General features: G+C 73.5%; 14 protein-coding genes. 1 reads left to right on the top strand and 13 read right to left on the bottom strand.

Annotated features, from left to right (window positions below; genetic code table 11):
• Window positions 1–25: 25 nt before the first annotated feature.
• Genes J7F03_RS34170 through J7F03_RS34150 form a run of 5 tightly spaced genes read right to left on the bottom strand, consistent with a single transcriptional unit; the run spans window position 26 to window position 5825 of the window.
• The gene (locus J7F03_RS34170; protein WP_285440533.1) at window positions 26–1051 is read right to left on the bottom strand and encodes an ABC transporter ATP-binding protein; all 1026 of its coding nucleotides are present in this window, start codon (window positions 1049–1051) and stop codon (window positions 26–28) included.
• The gene (locus tag J7F03_RS34165; protein WP_251072914.1) at window positions 1048–2094 is read right to left on the bottom strand and encodes an ABC transporter ATP-binding protein; all 1047 of its coding nucleotides are present in this window, start codon (window positions 2092–2094) and stop codon (window positions 1048–1050) included. The genes J7F03_RS34170 and J7F03_RS34165 overlap by 4 nt, the downstream gene beginning before the upstream one ends.
• Complete coding sequence (locus J7F03_RS34160) at window positions 2094–3080, bottom strand: ABC transporter permease (RefSeq protein WP_214956454.1); 987 nt, start codon at window positions 3078–3080, stop codon at window positions 2094–2096. Before J7F03_RS34160 ends, J7F03_RS34165 begins: the two co-directional genes overlap by 1 nt.
• Complete coding sequence (locus J7F03_RS34155; protein WP_214956452.1) at window positions 3077–4060, bottom strand: ABC transporter permease; 984 nt, start codon at window positions 4058–4060, stop codon at window positions 3077–3079. Before J7F03_RS34155 ends, J7F03_RS34160 begins: the two co-directional genes overlap by 4 nt.
• A 22-nt stretch (window positions 4061–4082) precedes the next feature.
• Window positions 4083–5825, bottom strand: a complete 1743-nt coding sequence (locus tag J7F03_RS34150) for an ABC transporter substrate-binding protein (protein WP_214956450.1) — start codon at window positions 5823–5825, stop codon at window positions 4083–4085.
• 374 nt (window positions 5826–6199) lie between these two features.
• Between J7F03_RS34150 and J7F03_RS34145 the strand changes: the two genes are divergently transcribed.
• Entirely contained in the window at window positions 6200–6364 is a 165-nt protein-coding gene (locus J7F03_RS34145) for an ATP-binding protein (RefSeq protein ID WP_214956448.1), read from the top strand.
• 23 nt (window positions 6365–6387) lie between these two features.
• On the opposite strand, the gene J7F03_RS34140 is transcribed toward J7F03_RS34145, so the two are convergent.
• The 8 genes from J7F03_RS34140 to J7F03_RS34105 all read right to left on the bottom strand — a co-directional run bounded on the left by J7F03_RS34140 (window position 6388) and on the right by J7F03_RS34105 (window position 14278).
• Window positions 6388–7098, bottom strand: coding sequence for a GntR family transcriptional regulator (locus J7F03_RS34140; protein WP_214956446.1), 711 nt, complete (start codon window positions 7096–7098; stop codon window positions 6388–6390).
• A gap of 56 nt (window positions 7099–7154) precedes the next feature.
• A complete protein-coding gene (locus tag J7F03_RS34135) occupies window positions 7155–8090 on the bottom strand; it encodes an ornithine cyclodeaminase family protein (protein ID WP_214956609.1) in 936 nt (311 codons plus the stop codon).
• A gap of 23 nt (window positions 8091–8113) precedes the next feature.
• A complete protein-coding gene (locus tag J7F03_RS34130) occupies window positions 8114–9154 on the bottom strand; it encodes a proline racemase family protein (protein WP_308380085.1) in 1041 nt (346 codons plus the stop codon).
• On the bottom strand, window positions 9142–10146 hold the full coding sequence (locus J7F03_RS34125) for a proline racemase family protein (RefSeq protein WP_214956444.1): 1005 nt from the start codon (window positions 10144–10146) through the stop codon (window positions 9142–9144). The genes J7F03_RS34130 and J7F03_RS34125 overlap by 13 nt, the downstream gene beginning before the upstream one ends.
• A gap of 29 nt (window positions 10147–10175) precedes the next feature.
• Window positions 10176–11105 (bottom strand): dihydrodipicolinate synthase family protein, encoded by a 930-nt coding sequence (locus J7F03_RS34120; protein ID WP_214956443.1) that lies wholly within the window; start codon window positions 11103–11105, stop codon window positions 10176–10178.
• A gap of 76 nt (window positions 11106–11181) precedes the next feature.
• On the bottom strand, window positions 11182–12660 hold the full coding sequence (locus tag J7F03_RS34115) for an NAD(P)/FAD-dependent oxidoreductase (protein ID WP_214956441.1): 1479 nt from the start codon (window positions 12658–12660) through the stop codon (window positions 11182–11184).
• Window positions 12641–12976, bottom strand: a complete 336-nt coding sequence (locus tag J7F03_RS34110) for a (2Fe-2S)-binding protein (protein WP_214956440.1) — start codon at window positions 12974–12976, stop codon at window positions 12641–12643. Before J7F03_RS34110 ends, J7F03_RS34115 begins: the two co-directional genes overlap by 20 nt.
• 144 nt (window positions 12977–13120) lie before the next feature.
• The gene (locus J7F03_RS34105) at window positions 13121–14278 is read right to left on the bottom strand and encodes an FAD-binding oxidoreductase (RefSeq protein WP_214956439.1); all 1158 of its coding nucleotides are present in this window, start codon (window positions 14276–14278) and stop codon (window positions 13121–13123) included.
• Between the last annotated feature and the right edge of the window lie 85 nt (window positions 14279–14363).

Genomic DNA, 14363 nt, shown 5'->3' with positions numbered 1-14363 from the left:
CCGTCAGTCCCCCGGGCTCCTGCGCCTACACCAGATGACAGGCCACCTCGCGGGAGGCGACGATCCGCAGCAGCGGACGCTCGGTGCGGCAAATCTCCTGCGCCATGGGGCACCTGGGGTGGAAGGTGCAGCCCGGAGGCGGAGCGGCCGGGCTCGGCGGGTCGCCGAGCAGCACGATCCGCTCGCGCCGCCGCTCCGCCGCCGGGTCGGGCAGCGGTACGGCGGACAGCAGCGCCCGCGTGTACGGGTGCTGGGGGTTCTCGTAGAGCGACTTCTTGTCGCCGATCTCCACGATCCGGCCGAGGTACATGACGGCGACCCGGTCGCTGACCCGTTTGACGACGGAGAGGTCGTGCGCGATGAACACGTAGGCCAGGCCCAGTTCGGCGCGCAGCCGCTCCATCAGGTTCACGATCTGCGCCTGGACGGAGACGTCGAGCGCGGAGACCGGCTCGTCGGCGATGATCAGGCGCGGACTGGTGGCGAGCGACCGGGCGATGCCGATGCGCTGCGCCTGGCCGCCGGAGAACTCGTGCGGGTAGCGGTCTATGTGCTCGGGGATCAGTCCGACGAGCTCCATCAGCTCGGCGGCCCGGCGGCGGGCGTCCGCCGCGCTCGAACCCTGTACCAACAGCGGGTCTGAGATGATCCGGGCCACCGTCTGGCGGGGGTTGAGGGAGGAGTGCGGGTCCTGGAAGACCATCTGCACGTGCCGGCGCAGCGGGCGCAGGGCTCCCTGGGAGAGCCGGGTGATGTCCTTCCCGTCGAACTCGACGCTGCCGGAAGTCGGTTCCAGCAGCCGGACCAGCATCCGGCCGGTGGTCGACTTTCCGCAGCCCGACTCCCCTACGAGGCCCAGGGTCTGGCCGGCCGACAGCTCGAAGGAGACCCCGTCGACGGCGCGCACGGGTGCCCCCCGGCGCCCGGACACGCTCCGCTTGCCGGGGAAGGCCATGGTGAGGTCGCGCACGCGCAGCAGCGGACGGGTGTCCGCGGTGCGGGCGGCCGGGACCGGCGCGGGCGCCGGAGCGGCGTTCTTCGCCGTGGTCATCGGGACACCTCCCGGACGGCGCCCGCGAAGTGGCAGGCCGCCTCGCGGGCGGTGTCTCCGTACGGCGCGAGCTCGGGCCGCACGCTCGCACAGCGTTCGCGCTCCTCGTCGGCGGCCGCGGCGGCCACCGCGCACCGGGGGGCGAAGGCGCACCCCGGGGCCGGGGCCAGCAGCGACGGCGGGGAGCCGGGGATGGCGCGCAGCGGTTCCTCGTCGCTGTCGTCCAGCCGGGGCAGCGATTCGAGCAGCCCCCGGGTGTACGGATGCGCCGGGTCAGCGAACAGATCGTCCACCGGGGCCTGTTCGGCGGCCCGGCCGCCGTACATGACCAGGACCTCGTGGGCGACCCTGGCCACCACGCCCAGGTCGTGGGTGATCATGACGACGCCGAGGCCGCGCTCCTGCTGGAGCCGGGCGATCAGCTCCAGGATCTGCGCTTGCACGGTGACGTCGAGGGCGGTGGTCGGCTCGTCGGCGATGAGCAGTTCGGGCTCGCAGGCCAGCGCCATGGCGATCATCGCCCGCTGGCGCATGCCGCCGGAGAACTGGTGCGGGTACTCCCCCGCCCGGCGGGCGGGCTCGGGGATGCCGACCTCGCCGAGCATGTCGACGGCGCGCCTCTTCGCGGCGGCCCGCCCGGCCTTGAAGTGGACCCGGAAGTGCTCGGCGATCTGCTCGCCGATCGTGTAGTAGGGGTGCAGGCTGGACAGCGGGTCCTGGAAGATCATGGCCATCTTGCGGCCGCGCAGCTTGGACAGCTGCCTTTCGGACAGGGTGGTCAGCTCCTGCCCGGCCAGCGCGATGGACCCGCCGATCTCGGCGCCCCGGTGCAGGCCCATGACGGCGAGCGAGGTGACGGACTTGCCCGACCCCGACTCGCCGACGATGCCGAGGGTGCGGCCGGCCTCGACGGTGAAGCCGAGGGAGTCGACGGCTCGTACGGAGCCCCGCGGTGTGGTGAAGGTGACGCGCAGGTCCCGCACTTCGAGGAGCGGAGCCCCGGGGACCGGCGCCCCTGGGGGCGGCTGGGGAGCAGGGGTCATCAGTACCTCACCCTCGGGTCGATGACGGCGTACAGGAGGTCGACGGCGAGGTTCGCGACGACGATGAAGAAGGCGGCCAGCAGCGTGACCCCGAGGACGACGGGCTGGTCGGAGTTGACGAGCGCCCCGTAGAACAGCCGCCCGATGCCCGGGAGTCCGAAGATGGACTCGGTGATGACGGCTCCGGCGAGCAGGCCTCCGAGGTCGATGCCGAAGATGGTGAGGATCGGGGTCATGCCGGAGCGCAGCCCGTGCTTGACGACGACCGTGCGCTCGGGCATGCCCTTGGCGCGGGCGGTGCGGATGTACGGCTCGGCCATCGCCTCGATCATCGAACCGCGGCTCTGGCGGGCGTACATGGCGGCGTAGAGCAGGGCGAGCGCGGTCCAGGGGAGCAGCAGATTGCTCGCCCAGGCGAGCGGGTCGTCGGTGAAGGCCTGGTAGGTGGGGTAGGGCAGGAGCCCGGCGACGCGGATGACCCCGTAGATGAGCATCACGGAGGTGAAGTAGACGGGCAGGGAGGCGGCGGCGACCGCGCCGACCATGAGCGCCTTGTCGGTGGCGGAGTCCTTGCGCAGGGCCGCGGTGACGCCCGCGCCGAGGCCGAGGACCAGCCAGAGGGCGGCGGCGCCGACGGCCAGGGACGCGGAGACCGGGAGGCGGTCCATCAGGAGGTCCCACACGGGCAGGGAGTTCTCGTACGAGTAGCCCAGGCAGGGGAAGTCGCACCGGACGGCGTACTGGCCGGTGCCGAGGGTGCGCCCGGTGAAGATGCCGGTGAGGAAGTCGCCGAACTGCCGCCACAGCGGCCGGTCGAGGCCGAGGTATGCGCGTACGTCGGCGAGCCGCTCGGTGCTGCAGGTCTTTCCGCAGGCGGCCGCGGCCGGGTCGGAGGGGAGCACGTAGAAGATGAGGAAGGTGACGGCGGCGATGGCGAGGAGGACGCCCGCGAGGGCGAACAGCCGGCGCACGAGGTAGAGGATCACGTCTGGCCGCCCCTCGGGTCGAGGATGTCGCGCAGGGCGTCGCCGAGCAGGGTGAAGGCGAGGACCGCGAGGAAGAGGAAGAGGCTCGGGATGACGAAGTACATGGGGTCGGTCTCGTAGTAGGCCACGGACTCGGCGATCATCTGGCCCCAGGACGGGGTGGGCGGGCGGACGCCGACGCCGAGGTAGCTGAGGGCGGCCTCGGTGCTGATCATGCCCGGGATGAGCAGGGTGGTGTAGGCGATGACCGGGCCGGAGACGCCCGGCAGGACCTCGCGGGTCAGGATCCGCCAGGCACTCGCTCCGCCGACGCGCGCGGCGTCCACGTACTCGCGGTGCTTGAGGGAGAAGGTCTGGCCGCGCACGACGCGGGCGACGCCGGGCCAGCCGAAGACGCCGATGACGGCGGTCATCAGGACGATGCGGTTGACGTCCTTGGCCACCGACAGCATCGCGATCATGAAGATGAGGCTGGGGAAGGACATGGTCAGGTCCATCAGGCGGGACAGGACGGCGTCGGTGCGGCCGCCGAAGTAGCCGGCGGCGATCCCGGCCGCGGTGCCGGTCACCACGACGATGGCGGTGGCGGCGAAGGCGATGAGGAGCGATACCTGGGCGCCGTGGACGACGCGGGCGAACAGGTCGCGGCCGGTGACGGGTTCGACGCCGAGCCAGTGCTCGGGGCTGATCCCGCCGAGGGAGCCGAGGGGCTGGCCCCCGAGGTAGGGGTCGATGGCGGACTTGTCGAACTCCTCCGGGGACCAGCCGCCGAGCGCGCCCAGCCAGGGGGCGGTGGCGGCCATCAGGACGAAGAGCAGGACGACGCAGAGGCTGACGCGGACGGCGGGGCGGCGGCGGAGTTCCCGCCGGGCGAGCTGCCAGGGGCTGCTGCCCGGGGGGACGGACCCGGCCGGTGCGCCGTCCGGGGCTGCCGGACGGGCGGCGCCCGGTCCGGCAGCGCCCGGTGCGGTGGTGGTCATGGTGTCAGGGGCTCCGGCGTCCTCAGCCCTGGCTCTTCGACGGGTCCTTGAGGCCGATGGTGGCGTAGTCGAGCTGGCCGACCCAGACGGGGTGGCCGTAGGCGCCCGCGATGTTGGCGCCGACGAGCAGCGGCTTGCGCTCCAGCAGGAGGGGGATGGCCGGGGACTTCTTCATGATCTCGGCGTCGAGGTCGATCCAGGCCTGGTTGGCCTGCTTGGCGTCGGCCATGGCGTTGATCTCGTCGATCCGCTTCATCGTGGCGTCGTCGCGGAACTGGGCGTTGTTGCCCTGGTTGCCCTTGTCCTTGATGGTGCGTCCGTCGAAGACGAAGGGGATCCAGGTGGAGCCGGAGGGGTAGTCGGGGCACCAGCCGGCGAGCGACATGTCCGGGGTGGTGGAGAGGTCGCCGATGACGTCGTAGTAGGCGCCCGGGTCGACGGTGTCGATGACGACCTCGACGCCGGCACGGGCCAGGCCCTGCTGGAGGGCCTCCGCCTTGCCCTTGTCGCCGGTGGAGACGGCGAGCGAGACCTTCAGGGTCTCCTTGCCGGCGGCCTTGAGGAGCTCCTTGGCCTTGGCGGGGTCCCCGGAGGGGGCGATCTTGAGGGTGTCGGCCTGCTTGCCGCCGGACATGGCCGGGGGCAGGTAGGCGGTGGCGATCTCGTTGAGGGCCGGGCCGCCGCCCGCGGTGACCACGGCCTCCTTGTCCACGGCGTACTGCATGGCCTCGCGGACCTTGGGGTCGTTGAAGGGGGCGCGGGAGTTGTTGAGGTGGAGCATCTCGGTACAGCCCTGGGACTCGGCCAGCAGCCGCGACTTGACCTCCGGCTTGGGCAGCACCTTGGGGGCGCTCTCGGGCCGCATGTCGGACCACTGGACGGCGGAGGCGTCGGCGCCCTCGCCGGCGATGATCCGGTCGTCGATCTGGCCGCCCTTGAGGCCCATGACGACCACGAACTTGTCCGGGTAGGCCTTGCGGACGGTGTCCGTCTTGGCGTCCCAGTGCTCGTTGCGGACCAGGACGAGCTTCTTGTCCCGGTCGTACGACTCGATCTTGTACGGGCCGGAGGAGAACGGGCGGGCGTCGTACTGGGTGCCCTTCTCCTGGGCCTCGGGGACCGGCGCGAAGGTGGGCAGGGTCGTGGTCGCGGAGAACTCGGCGACGGGCCGCTTCAGTTCGAAGACGATCGTGCGGTCGTCGGGGGTCTTGACGGAGTCGAGGTGCTTGCCCTGGAGCGGGCCCTTGTAGCCCTCGCCGCCGGCCAGGTACTGGGCCGCGTAGTCGGGGCCGCCGGTGAGGTCGGGGGCGAAGGACCGCTCGACGTTGTACTTGACGTCCTGCGCCTTGATGGGCGAGCCGTCCTCGTACTTCACGCCCTCCTTGAGGGTGAAGGTCCAGGTGCGGCCGCCGTTGGAGGGGGTGCCGAGGTCGGTGGCGAGGTCGGGGACGAGCTCGCTGCCGGCCTTGCCGGGCTCGGCCTTGAAGGTGACGAGAGTGCGGTAGAGGAGGCGGGTGCCGAGGTCCATCGTCGGCATGACCCAGTTGCGGGCGGGGTCGAGGTGGGCGAAGTCCTGGTTGGACAGGACGGTGATCGTGCCGCCCTTCACGGGGGTCCCGCCGAGGACCTTCCCGTCGTTGGCGGAGGCGGGGTTGGAGGCGCCGCCCCCGGCGGAGCCCTTCTTGGGGTCGGAGCAGCCCGAGGCGCCGAGTGCGAGTGCGGCCACCAGGGTGGCGGCGAGGGCGAGTTGGGTGCGCTTGGTCATGGGTCACTCCAGTGAAGGGCCGCGCTCTATGATGTGACCGGTAACATAGTAATGTGAAATTGTACTGACAAGGGGTTGGAGCCGCTGTTATCCAGCCGTGTCCAAACCCGGCTGGTCATCGGGGCGTTGGGCCGCCCTTCCCCCCGCCCTGTGCGACGAGTTCCTGGCGCGCGGCGAGGCCGAGGCGCTCGCACACGCCGAGTCGGGCTGTGCGGGCCGTCCGCGTCGGGCAGGGACGCCCGCGCGCGGGACCTGGCGCGGCGCGGCTACACCCGGCTGTCCCTCGACGAGGACCTCCGGGACCGGCTCGGGCGCGAACCTCCGAGCTCGACCCGGAGGCGTACGACCGGCTGCGGGCCGACGTGGAGCGGGAGTTGCGGTGTGAGCTCGGGGAGCTGCTGAAGGACCGGGAGCCCGTGGTCGTCGACCACGGCTTCCTGGACCCGGCCGCGCGGGAGCGCTACCGGGCCCTGTTCGAGAACCACGGCTTTCGTGGGAAGCAGGTCCACGTCGAGGCGGAACCGGCCCCTCGGCCCTGACCGGGCCCGGCGGCGGCCCCGGCCTAGAGACCCGAGCCCAGGCCGCCCGGGATGCGGCCGACCGGTTCGTCGCGGCCCTGGGCCCACAGGGAGCGGACGTGGCCGAGGTGGCGGGTCATGCAGGCTTCGGCCGCCTCGGAGTCGCCGGTGAGCATCAGGTCGAGGAGCTCGACGTGCTCCTCGGCGGAGGAGACCAGCTTTCCGGCCTCGTCCAGGCCGGTCAGCCCGTAGAGCCGGGAGCGCTTGCGCAGGTCGCCGACGGTTTCGACCAGCCGGTCGTTGCCCGAGAGTGCCAGCAGGGTCAGGTGGAAGCGGCGGTCGGCCTCCAGGTACCCGATGAGGTTGTGCTCGCGGGCGCTGGTGACGATCTCCTCTGCGATGGGCCGCAGTGCCTCCAGCTGCTCCGCGGTCGCGATCTTGGTGATCCGGCCGATGGTCGGGACCTCGATCATCGTGCGCAGTTCGGTGTACTGGTCCAGGTCGCGCTCGCTGACCTCGGTGATCCGGAAGCCCTTGTTGCGGACGGGCTCGACCAGGCCCTCGCGCGCCAGGTCGAGCATGGCCTCGCGGACCGGGGTGGCCGAGACGCCGAGCTCGGCCGCGAGGCCGGGGGCGGAGTAGACGCTCCCGGGGCGCAGCTCACCCGCTATCAGGGCTGCCCGCAGGGCGTGGCCGACCTGGTCGCGGAGCCGTTCCTGAGCCTTGATGAGACTGTGCTGCTTCAGGTCACCCATTGCATTTCCTCCGAGACCGCTCACACCACCGGCGTGCGGAGGAACAGCGTACAATGTCACGTTGTGCTGTTCTCCCCGGCGGCCTCGAACAATGCGACCGCCACAGCCAGATCTTCCCAGGCCATGCCCACACTCTTGAAGAGCTGTGGACAACTCGCCGCCCCCGCAGCCGGCATCCGGCCCGCGACCAGGTCGGCCAGGGTGCCGCTGATATGACCGGCGCCGATGGCCCCCTCCGCCTCCGGCACCAGCAGGTCCCCCGCCTCGCGCAGTGCCGCCGCACGCGATTCCACGTACACCGCCGCACGCCGGACCAGGGCCGTGTCGACCTCGCGGGCGTCAGGCTCGTGCGAGCCGACCGCGACCACGGTCGCGCCCGGTGCGATCAGGCGCCCGTCGAAGAGCGGTTCGCGGGAGGTGGTGCAGCAGATCACCAGGTCGGCGTCGGCCACCTCCGCCGCCACGCCCGGCCGGGCCGCGACCCCCAGCCCCCGCGCGTGCGCCGCCAGCTTCCGCGCACCGGCGGCGCTGTTCGAACTACCCGTGCGGGCCACGACCACCACCTCGGCGAGCTGCCGCATCGCCAGCACCGCTTCGAGGTGCCCGTACGCCTGCGGCCCCGACCCGAAGACCAGCAGCCGCGGCGGGCGCCCGGCCGGGACCAGGTGGCGCAGCGCGAGCGCCGAGACCGCCGGGGTGCGCAGGGTGGTCAGCGCCGCCCCGTCGAGCAGGGCCAGCGGGCGCAGGGTGGGCCCGTCCAGGAGGAGGTAGGACCCGGTGATCCGGGGCAGGCCGAGCGCCGGGTTCCCCGGCGCCACCCCGGCGATCTTCACGCCCGCGTAGGCCCCGGTGGCTGCCGGCATCAGCAGCAGTTCCCCGCCCCCCGGGACGGGCAGGGCGCTGCGCGGCGGGCAGGTCTCCGGGTCCAGCCCGGCCAGCAGGACGCCGGCCAGCGCGTCCGCGGCGGCGGCCGGGGTGAGCAGGCCGGCCATGTCGGCGGCCGACAGCTGGGGGATCACAGCAGGAATCCGGTGCCGAGCGGGTCGTACGGGTCGACGGTGAACAGGTGTTCGCCCGTGCGGTAGGCCGTGCCGGTGACCTCCGTGACCAGGCCGTCCGCCACGCGCGCGGCGACGTGGCCCGTGAAGACCGTGCCCACGACAGACTCGTGCAGCAGGTCTTCGCCCTCCCCCAGCCGCCCGTCCTCGGCCAGCAGCGCGAGCCGCGTCGAGGTGCCGGAGCCACAGGGCGAGCGGTCGATCTGCCCGTCGGCGAAGACCGTGACGTTGCGCTGGTGCGGCCCGAAGGGGGTGTCGGGCAGTTCCTCGTACAGGATCACCCCGTAGACCCCGGAGAGCAGCGGCCCGCCCGGGTGCCAGGTCCCGGGGTGGGTGGCGAGCGCCGACCGGATCTCCTGCCCGGCCCGCACGAGCGAGGGCAGCTCGGCCGGGGTCACCTCCAGGCCGAGGTCCCGCGCCGCGACGGAGGCGTAACAGGCCCCGGCGTGCGCGATGTCGACCTCGGCCATGCCCAGGGTGGTGGCGACGGGCACCTTGCGGGCGCTGGTGCGCGCCGGGACGTTGCGGAAGGTGACCCCGGTGGTGCGGCCGGCCGCACGGTGCACGGTCGCGCAGACCCGCCCCGAGGGCACGTCGATCCGTACCTGGACCTCCCCGTCGTCGGGGGCGGCGACCCGGCCGGTGTCCACGGCCCAGGCGCCGAGCGCCATGGTGCCGTGGCCGCAGGCGGTGGAGTAGCCGTCCTTGTGCCAGAACAGCACCCCGAAGTGGGCCCCGTCGTCGTCGGGCGGCACCACGAAGCCCCCGTACATCCCCGCGTGCCCGCGCGGCTCCTGCACGAGGAGCCGTCGTACGTCGTCCAGGGCGCCCCGCCTCGGCGCCGTGCCGGATCCGCCCGGTCCGATGGCGGTGGCGCACCGCTCGGCGACCGTGTCGCCGGGCACGGGCGCCACGCCCCCCGCGCGGGTGTCGACGATGCGGAACGGCTCCCCGGCGGCGTGGTAGTCCTCCGTCCGAACAGTGGTCACAGAAGGAATCCTCCCGGGAAGGGGTCGGACGGGTCGAGGAAGTACTGGGCGGTGCCGGTGATCCAGGCGCGCCCGGTGATGGTGGGCACGACGGCCGGGAACCCGCCCACGGTGGTCTCCCCGATGAGGCGGCCGGTGAACTCGGTGCCGATGAAGGACTCGTTGGTGAAGTCCGTGTCCAGCGCCAGCTGCCCCCGCGCGTGCAGTTGCGCCATGCGCGCGCTGGTCCCCGTACCGCAGGGCGAGCGGTCGAACCAGCCGGGGTGGATGGCCATCGCGTGCCGGGAGCGGCGGGCGTCGGAGCCGGGGGCCGCGAGGTAGACGTGCTTGACCCCGGCGATGGAGGGGTTCTCGGGGTGGACGGGCCGGCTGTCGCCGGCGTTGACCGCGTCCATGACGGCCAGCCCGGCGGCGAGCAGCTCGTCGCCGTGCTCCCGGTCGAAGGGCAGGCCGAGCGCGTCGAGTTCGACGAAGGCGTAGAAGTTCCCACCGTAGGCGAGGTCGTAGGTGACCGTGCCGTATCCGGGGACTTCGGCCTTGAGGTCGAGTCCGACGCTGAAGGAGGGGACGTTGGTGAAGGTGACGGCGGTGGCCGCCCCGTCCTCGACGCGGACGTCCACGCTCACCAGCCCGGCGGGGGTGTCGAGCCGGACGGTGGTGACCGGCTCGACGACGGGCACCATGCCGGTCTCGACCAGGACGGTGGCTACCCCGATGGTGCCGTGCCCGCACATGGGGAGCAGGCCCGACACCTCGATGTAGAGGACGCCGAAATCGGCGTCGGGACGGGTCGGGGGCTGCAGGATCGCGCCGCTCATCGCGGAGTGGCCGCGCGGCTCGTACATGAGCAGGGTCCGGATGTGGTCCAGGTGCTCGATGAAGTGGAGCCGCTTGTCGGCCATGGTGGCGCCGGGGATCACCCCGACTCCCCCGGTGATCACCCGGGTGGGCATGCCCTCGGTGTGCGAGTCCACCGCGTGGTAGATGTGGCGTGTGCGCATGGAGACCCCTGACTGGCTTTTCGCCGTGGTTAGTTGAGGCCCTCGGCGAGGGCCTTCTCGGTGGCGGCGCGGACGGCGGCCTCTACCTCGCCGGTCAGCGGGAAGCGGGGCGGGCGGGTGGCGCCGCCGGGGCGGCCGGCCAGGTCCATGGAGAGCTTGATGGCCTGCACGAACTCGGTCTTGGAGTCCCAGCGCAGCAGCGAGTGGAGGGCCTTGTAGAGCGGCAGGGCGGTGTCGAGGTCTCCGGCGACGGCGGCCCGGTAGAGGGTGGCGCAGGACTGCGGGAGGGCGTTGGGGTAGCCGGCGATCCAGCCGACGGCGCCGGCCAGGGCCAGTTCGAGCAGGACGTCGTCGGCACCGATCAGCAGGTCCAGACCCGGGGCGAGTTCGGCGATCTCGTAGGCGCGCCGCACGTCCCCGCTGAACTCCTTGACGGCGACGATGGAGCCGTCCTGGTGCAGCCGGGCGAGCAGGGACGGGACGAGGTCCACCTTGGTGTCGATGGGGTTGTTGTACGCGACGACGGGCAGCCCGGCGCGGGCGACCTCGGCGTAGTGGGCGCGCACGGTGTCCTCGTCGGCCCGGAAGGCGTTGGGGGGCAGCAGCAGGACGGATCCGGCGCCGGCCTCGGCGGCCTGGTCGGCCCAGCGGCGGGATTCGGCGCTGCCGTAGGCGGCGACGCCGGGCATGACGCGGGCGCCGTCGCCGGCGGCCTCGACGGCCGTACGGACGACGCGGGCGCGCTCCTCGTCGGTGAGGGTCTGGTACTCGCCGAGGGAGCCGTTGGGGACGACTCCGTCGCAGCCGTTCGCGATCAGCCAGGCCACGTGCTCGGCGTAGGCGTCGTGGTCGACGCTCAGGTCTTCCCGCAGGGGTAGCGCGGTGGCGACCATGATGCCGTGCCAGGGGCGGGTGCGGGTGTCCGTACCGGCGGGCGCGGGGGTGTGCGCGTGAGTCATGAGTGAGCTCCCTAGAGTGATGTGTGACATTTTACTAGTGGGTACGAGGCGGCCACAAGACTCGCGGCACCTCTGATCAGTGGTTCGCGGGGGGAAGTTCCGCGAGATGGCCCAGCGGGACCGGGCAGGACAGCGGCCTGCGGTCGGGCGCGGGGTCCTGTCCGGTCAGGGCCGCGACGGCCGGACCGCACATCCGGCCCTGGCACCAGCCCATGCCCGCCCGGGTGAGCAGCTTGACCGTACGGGCGTCCCGCGCTCCCAGGTCTTCGACGGCTTCCCGGATCCGGCCGGCCGGTACCTCCTCGCAGCGGCACACGTCGGTGTCCTCGCGCAGCCAGCCGGTCCAGCCGGGGCCCGGGCGGTGGGCGGCGCCCATCGCGGCGCCGAAGGCGCGCAGCCTCGTACGGGTCCGGGCGAGCCGGGGCGGGACGGGCCGGCCGGCGACGGCGTGGGCCGCGATCTCCCCTTCGGCCAGGGCCAGCTGGGCGCCGCCGATGCCGCCGGTCTCCCCGGCGGACCAGATTCCGGGGACGGAGGTCCGCCCGTCGGGATCGAGCTCCAGGGCGACGGCCCCGTCGGGGCCCGAGGCGGTGGCGCAGCCCAGTCCCGTCGCCAGCTCCAGCTGGGGCACGAGCCCGTGGCCGACGGCGACGGCGTCACAGGGGATCCGGCGGGCGGTGCCGGTGACCGGGCGCCAGTCGCGGTCGAGGCGGGCCACGGTGACGGCCTCGACGCGGTCGGAGCCGTGGGCCTCGGTGACGGCGTGCCGGGTCAGGAAGCGGATGCCGTGGCGGAGCAGGGCGCTGCCGTAGGTGGCGGCCTCGGCGAGCTTGGCGGGGTTGCGGAGCAGGACGGGAGTGTGGGCGGCGTAACCGGTGTAGGCGGCGGCTTCGACCACGGCGGGCACGCGGGCCCCGGCGGCGGCGAGCGAGCCGGCCACGGCGAGCAGCAGGGGGCCGCTCCCGGCGACGACGACGCGCTTGCCCGGGAGCACCAGCCCGCTCTTCAGCATGGCCTGGGCCCCGCCGGCCCCGACGACGCCGGGCAGGGTCCAGCCGGGGAAGGGCAGCTGGCGCTCGTAGGCGCCGGTGGCGAGCAGGACGGCGCGGGCCCGGAGACTCGCGTGGCCCTCCTCGGGTCCGGCGACGGCGTGCAGGATCCACTCGGGGGCCGCGGGGTCCGCCGCCCCGTCGGGGACGACGGTCCAGACGTGGTGGAAGGGGAGGTAGGTGATCCGCCCGGCCGCCTCGTGGGCGCGCAGGGCGGCTTCGCGCGAGGCGAAGGCGTCCCAGCCGTGGTGCAGGGCTTCGGGGCGGGCCGCGCCCAGTCCGGGCGCGGGGTGGCGGTAGTACTGCCCGCCGGGCCGATCCCCCGCGTCGAGGAGGGCGACGCGCAGCCCGAGCCCGGCGGCCGTGACGGCGGCGGCGAGACCGGCGGGCCCGGCGCCGACGACGGCGAGATCGCACGGCTCGCGGTCGGACCCGGCGGGGCCGGAGGGCTCGCGGTCGGACCCGGCGGGGCCGGAGGGGTCGCGGTCAGACGGCGAGGTCGCCATGGCCCGTTCCTTCCTGGGTGGTGACGCGGTCCCCGGGTCGGGCGGGCACGAGGCAGGCGCGCTGGTTCGGGCGGCCGTTGACGGTGACGAGGCAGTCGTAGCAGCTCCCGATCCCGCAGAACGCGCCGCGCGGGGCGCCGGTCTCCCGGGTGGTCCGCCAGGCGAGGATGCCGGCGGACCACAGGACGGCGGCGACGCTCTGTCCGGCCTGCGCGGACAGCTTTCGGCCGTCGAAGGTCAGACCCCAGGTCTCCACCGGGGCCCCGCCGACCACGTCGCGGGGCGACCTTCGCCGGCCCCTCGTCGCTTCGCTCATCGCTGTCCGTTCTCCTCGTTTCTGTGGCCGGTACGTTTCGCGTGCCGACGCCCTGCGGGGCCTGTCCCCTACCCGCCCTTCCACCGCCCCCCGGGCTCCGCCCGGACCCCGGTCCTCAAACGGCGGACGGGCTGGAAGACCGCCTCACACGCCGGCGGGACTTGATCCGAAGCGGGCCGGGTCGAAGGGCGCCGGATCCAGGGGCGGCCCGGTGCCGGTCAGGGCCGCCGCGATCAAGGCACCCGTCGCCGGGGCCAGTCCGATGCCCGCCCCCTCGTGCCCGCAGGCGTGCAGCAGCCCCGGCGCCCGGGGGTCCGGGCCGATCGCCGGGAGGTGGTCCGGCAGGTACGGGCGGAAGCCGTGGTAGGTCCGGAGCACCTTGACGGACGACAGCACCGGGAACAGCGCGGCCGCCTGCGCCGCGAGCCGCCGCAGCGCCTCCGTCGACAGCGACCGGTCGAAGCCCACCCGCTCCCGGGTCGCCCCGATCAGCACCGGGCCCGCCGGGGTGCCCTCGACCACCGCCGAGGACTGCAGCGCGGCCGAGCCGCTCGCCACGTCGGCGATGTAGTCCGCCGCGTAGACCTTGTGCCGCACCACCCTCGGCAGCGGCTCCGTGACCAGGACGAACCCCCGCCGCGGCAGCACCGGCAGCGAGGCCCCCGCCAGCGCGGCCACCGCGCCGCCCCAGGTCCCGGCCGCGTTGACCACCGCCGGGGCCGACAGGTCCCGGCGGGCCGTGCGGACGCCCCGCACCGACCCGGAGGGGCCGAGCAGCAGGCCCGTCACCTCCTCGCCGAGGTACACCAGCGCACCCGAGGCCGCCAGCAGCCGCGCCGCCGCCTGGGCCGGCTGGACCTGCGCGTCCTGCGGGTAGTGGAAGCCACCCGCCAGGCCCGGGGCCAGATGGGGCTCCAGTTCGCGCAGTTCGTCCGGCCCGACCTCCACCGCGTCGACCCCGGCGGCGCGCTGGCCCCGCGCGAAGCCCCGTAGCCCCTTGACCGTGGTCTCGTCGGCCGCGACGACCAGGCCGCCCTTGGCCTCGTACTCGATCTCCTCGGGGAGCTCGGGTGCGAGCTCGCGCCACAGGCGCGCCGACAGCAGGGCGAGGTCCAGCTCCGGGCCCGCCTCCTTGTCGGAGACGAGCAGGTTGCCTTCGCCGGCGCCGGTCGTGCCGCCCGCGACCGGGCCCCGGTCGACGACGGCCACACTGAGCCCGGCGCGCGCCGCGTAGTACGCGCACGCGGCTCCGACGACGCCCGCGCCGATGATCACGACATCCAGGGGGGTTCTCTTGGGCACGGCAGTAATATGTCACATTCTTTAGAGAGGGGACAGGGAGGTGCCGGGAAAGGGGGCCGGCCCCGGGGGACGGGACCGGCCCGCG

Origin of the sequence: Streptomyces sp. ISL-43 (genome assembly GCF_018614195.1) — a bacterium.
Classification (GTDB): Bacteria; Actinomycetota; Actinomycetes; order Streptomycetales; family Streptomycetaceae; genus Streptomyces.
The sequence above is the reverse complement of the archived record's forward strand: the minus strand, read 5'-3'. Positions and strand labels throughout refer to the sequence as shown.

Coding starts and splice junctions, on each gene's coding strand:
- J7F03_RS34170 (WP_285440533.1), bottom strand. CDS start 1,051: ATGACCACGGCGAAGAACGCCGCTCCGGCGCCCGCGCCGGTCCCGGCC.
- J7F03_RS34165 (WP_251072914.1), bottom strand. CDS start 2,094: ATGACCCCTGCTCCCCAGCCGCCCCCAGGGGCGCCGGTCCCCGGGGCT.
- J7F03_RS34155 (WP_214956452.1), bottom strand. CDS start 4,060: ATGACCACCACCGCACCGGGCGCTGCCGGACCGGGCGCCGCCCGTCCG.
- J7F03_RS34150 (WP_214956450.1), bottom strand. CDS start 5,825: ATGACCAAGCGCACCCAACTCGCCCTCGCCGCCACCCTGGTGGCCGCA.
- J7F03_RS34140 (WP_214956446.1), bottom strand. CDS start 7,098: ATGGGTGACCTGAAGCAGCACAGTCTCATCAAGGCTCAGGAACGGCTC.
- J7F03_RS34135 (WP_214956609.1), bottom strand. CDS start 8,090: ATGGCCGGCCTGCTCACCCCGGCCGCCGCCGCGGACGCGCTGGCCGGC.
- J7F03_RS34125 (WP_214956444.1), bottom strand. CDS start 10,146: ATGCGCACACGCCACATCTACCACGCGGTGGACTCGCACACCGAGGGC.
- J7F03_RS34120 (WP_214956443.1), bottom strand. CDS start 11,105: ATGACTCACGCGCACACCCCCGCGCCCGCCGGTACGGACACCCGCACC.
- J7F03_RS34115 (WP_214956441.1), bottom strand. CDS start 12,660: ATGGCGACCTCGCCGTCTGACCGCGACCCCTCCGGCCCCGCCGGGTCC.
- J7F03_RS34110 (WP_214956440.1), bottom strand. CDS start 12,976: ATGAGCGAAGCGACGAGGGGCCGGCGAAGGTCGCCCCGCGACGTGGTC.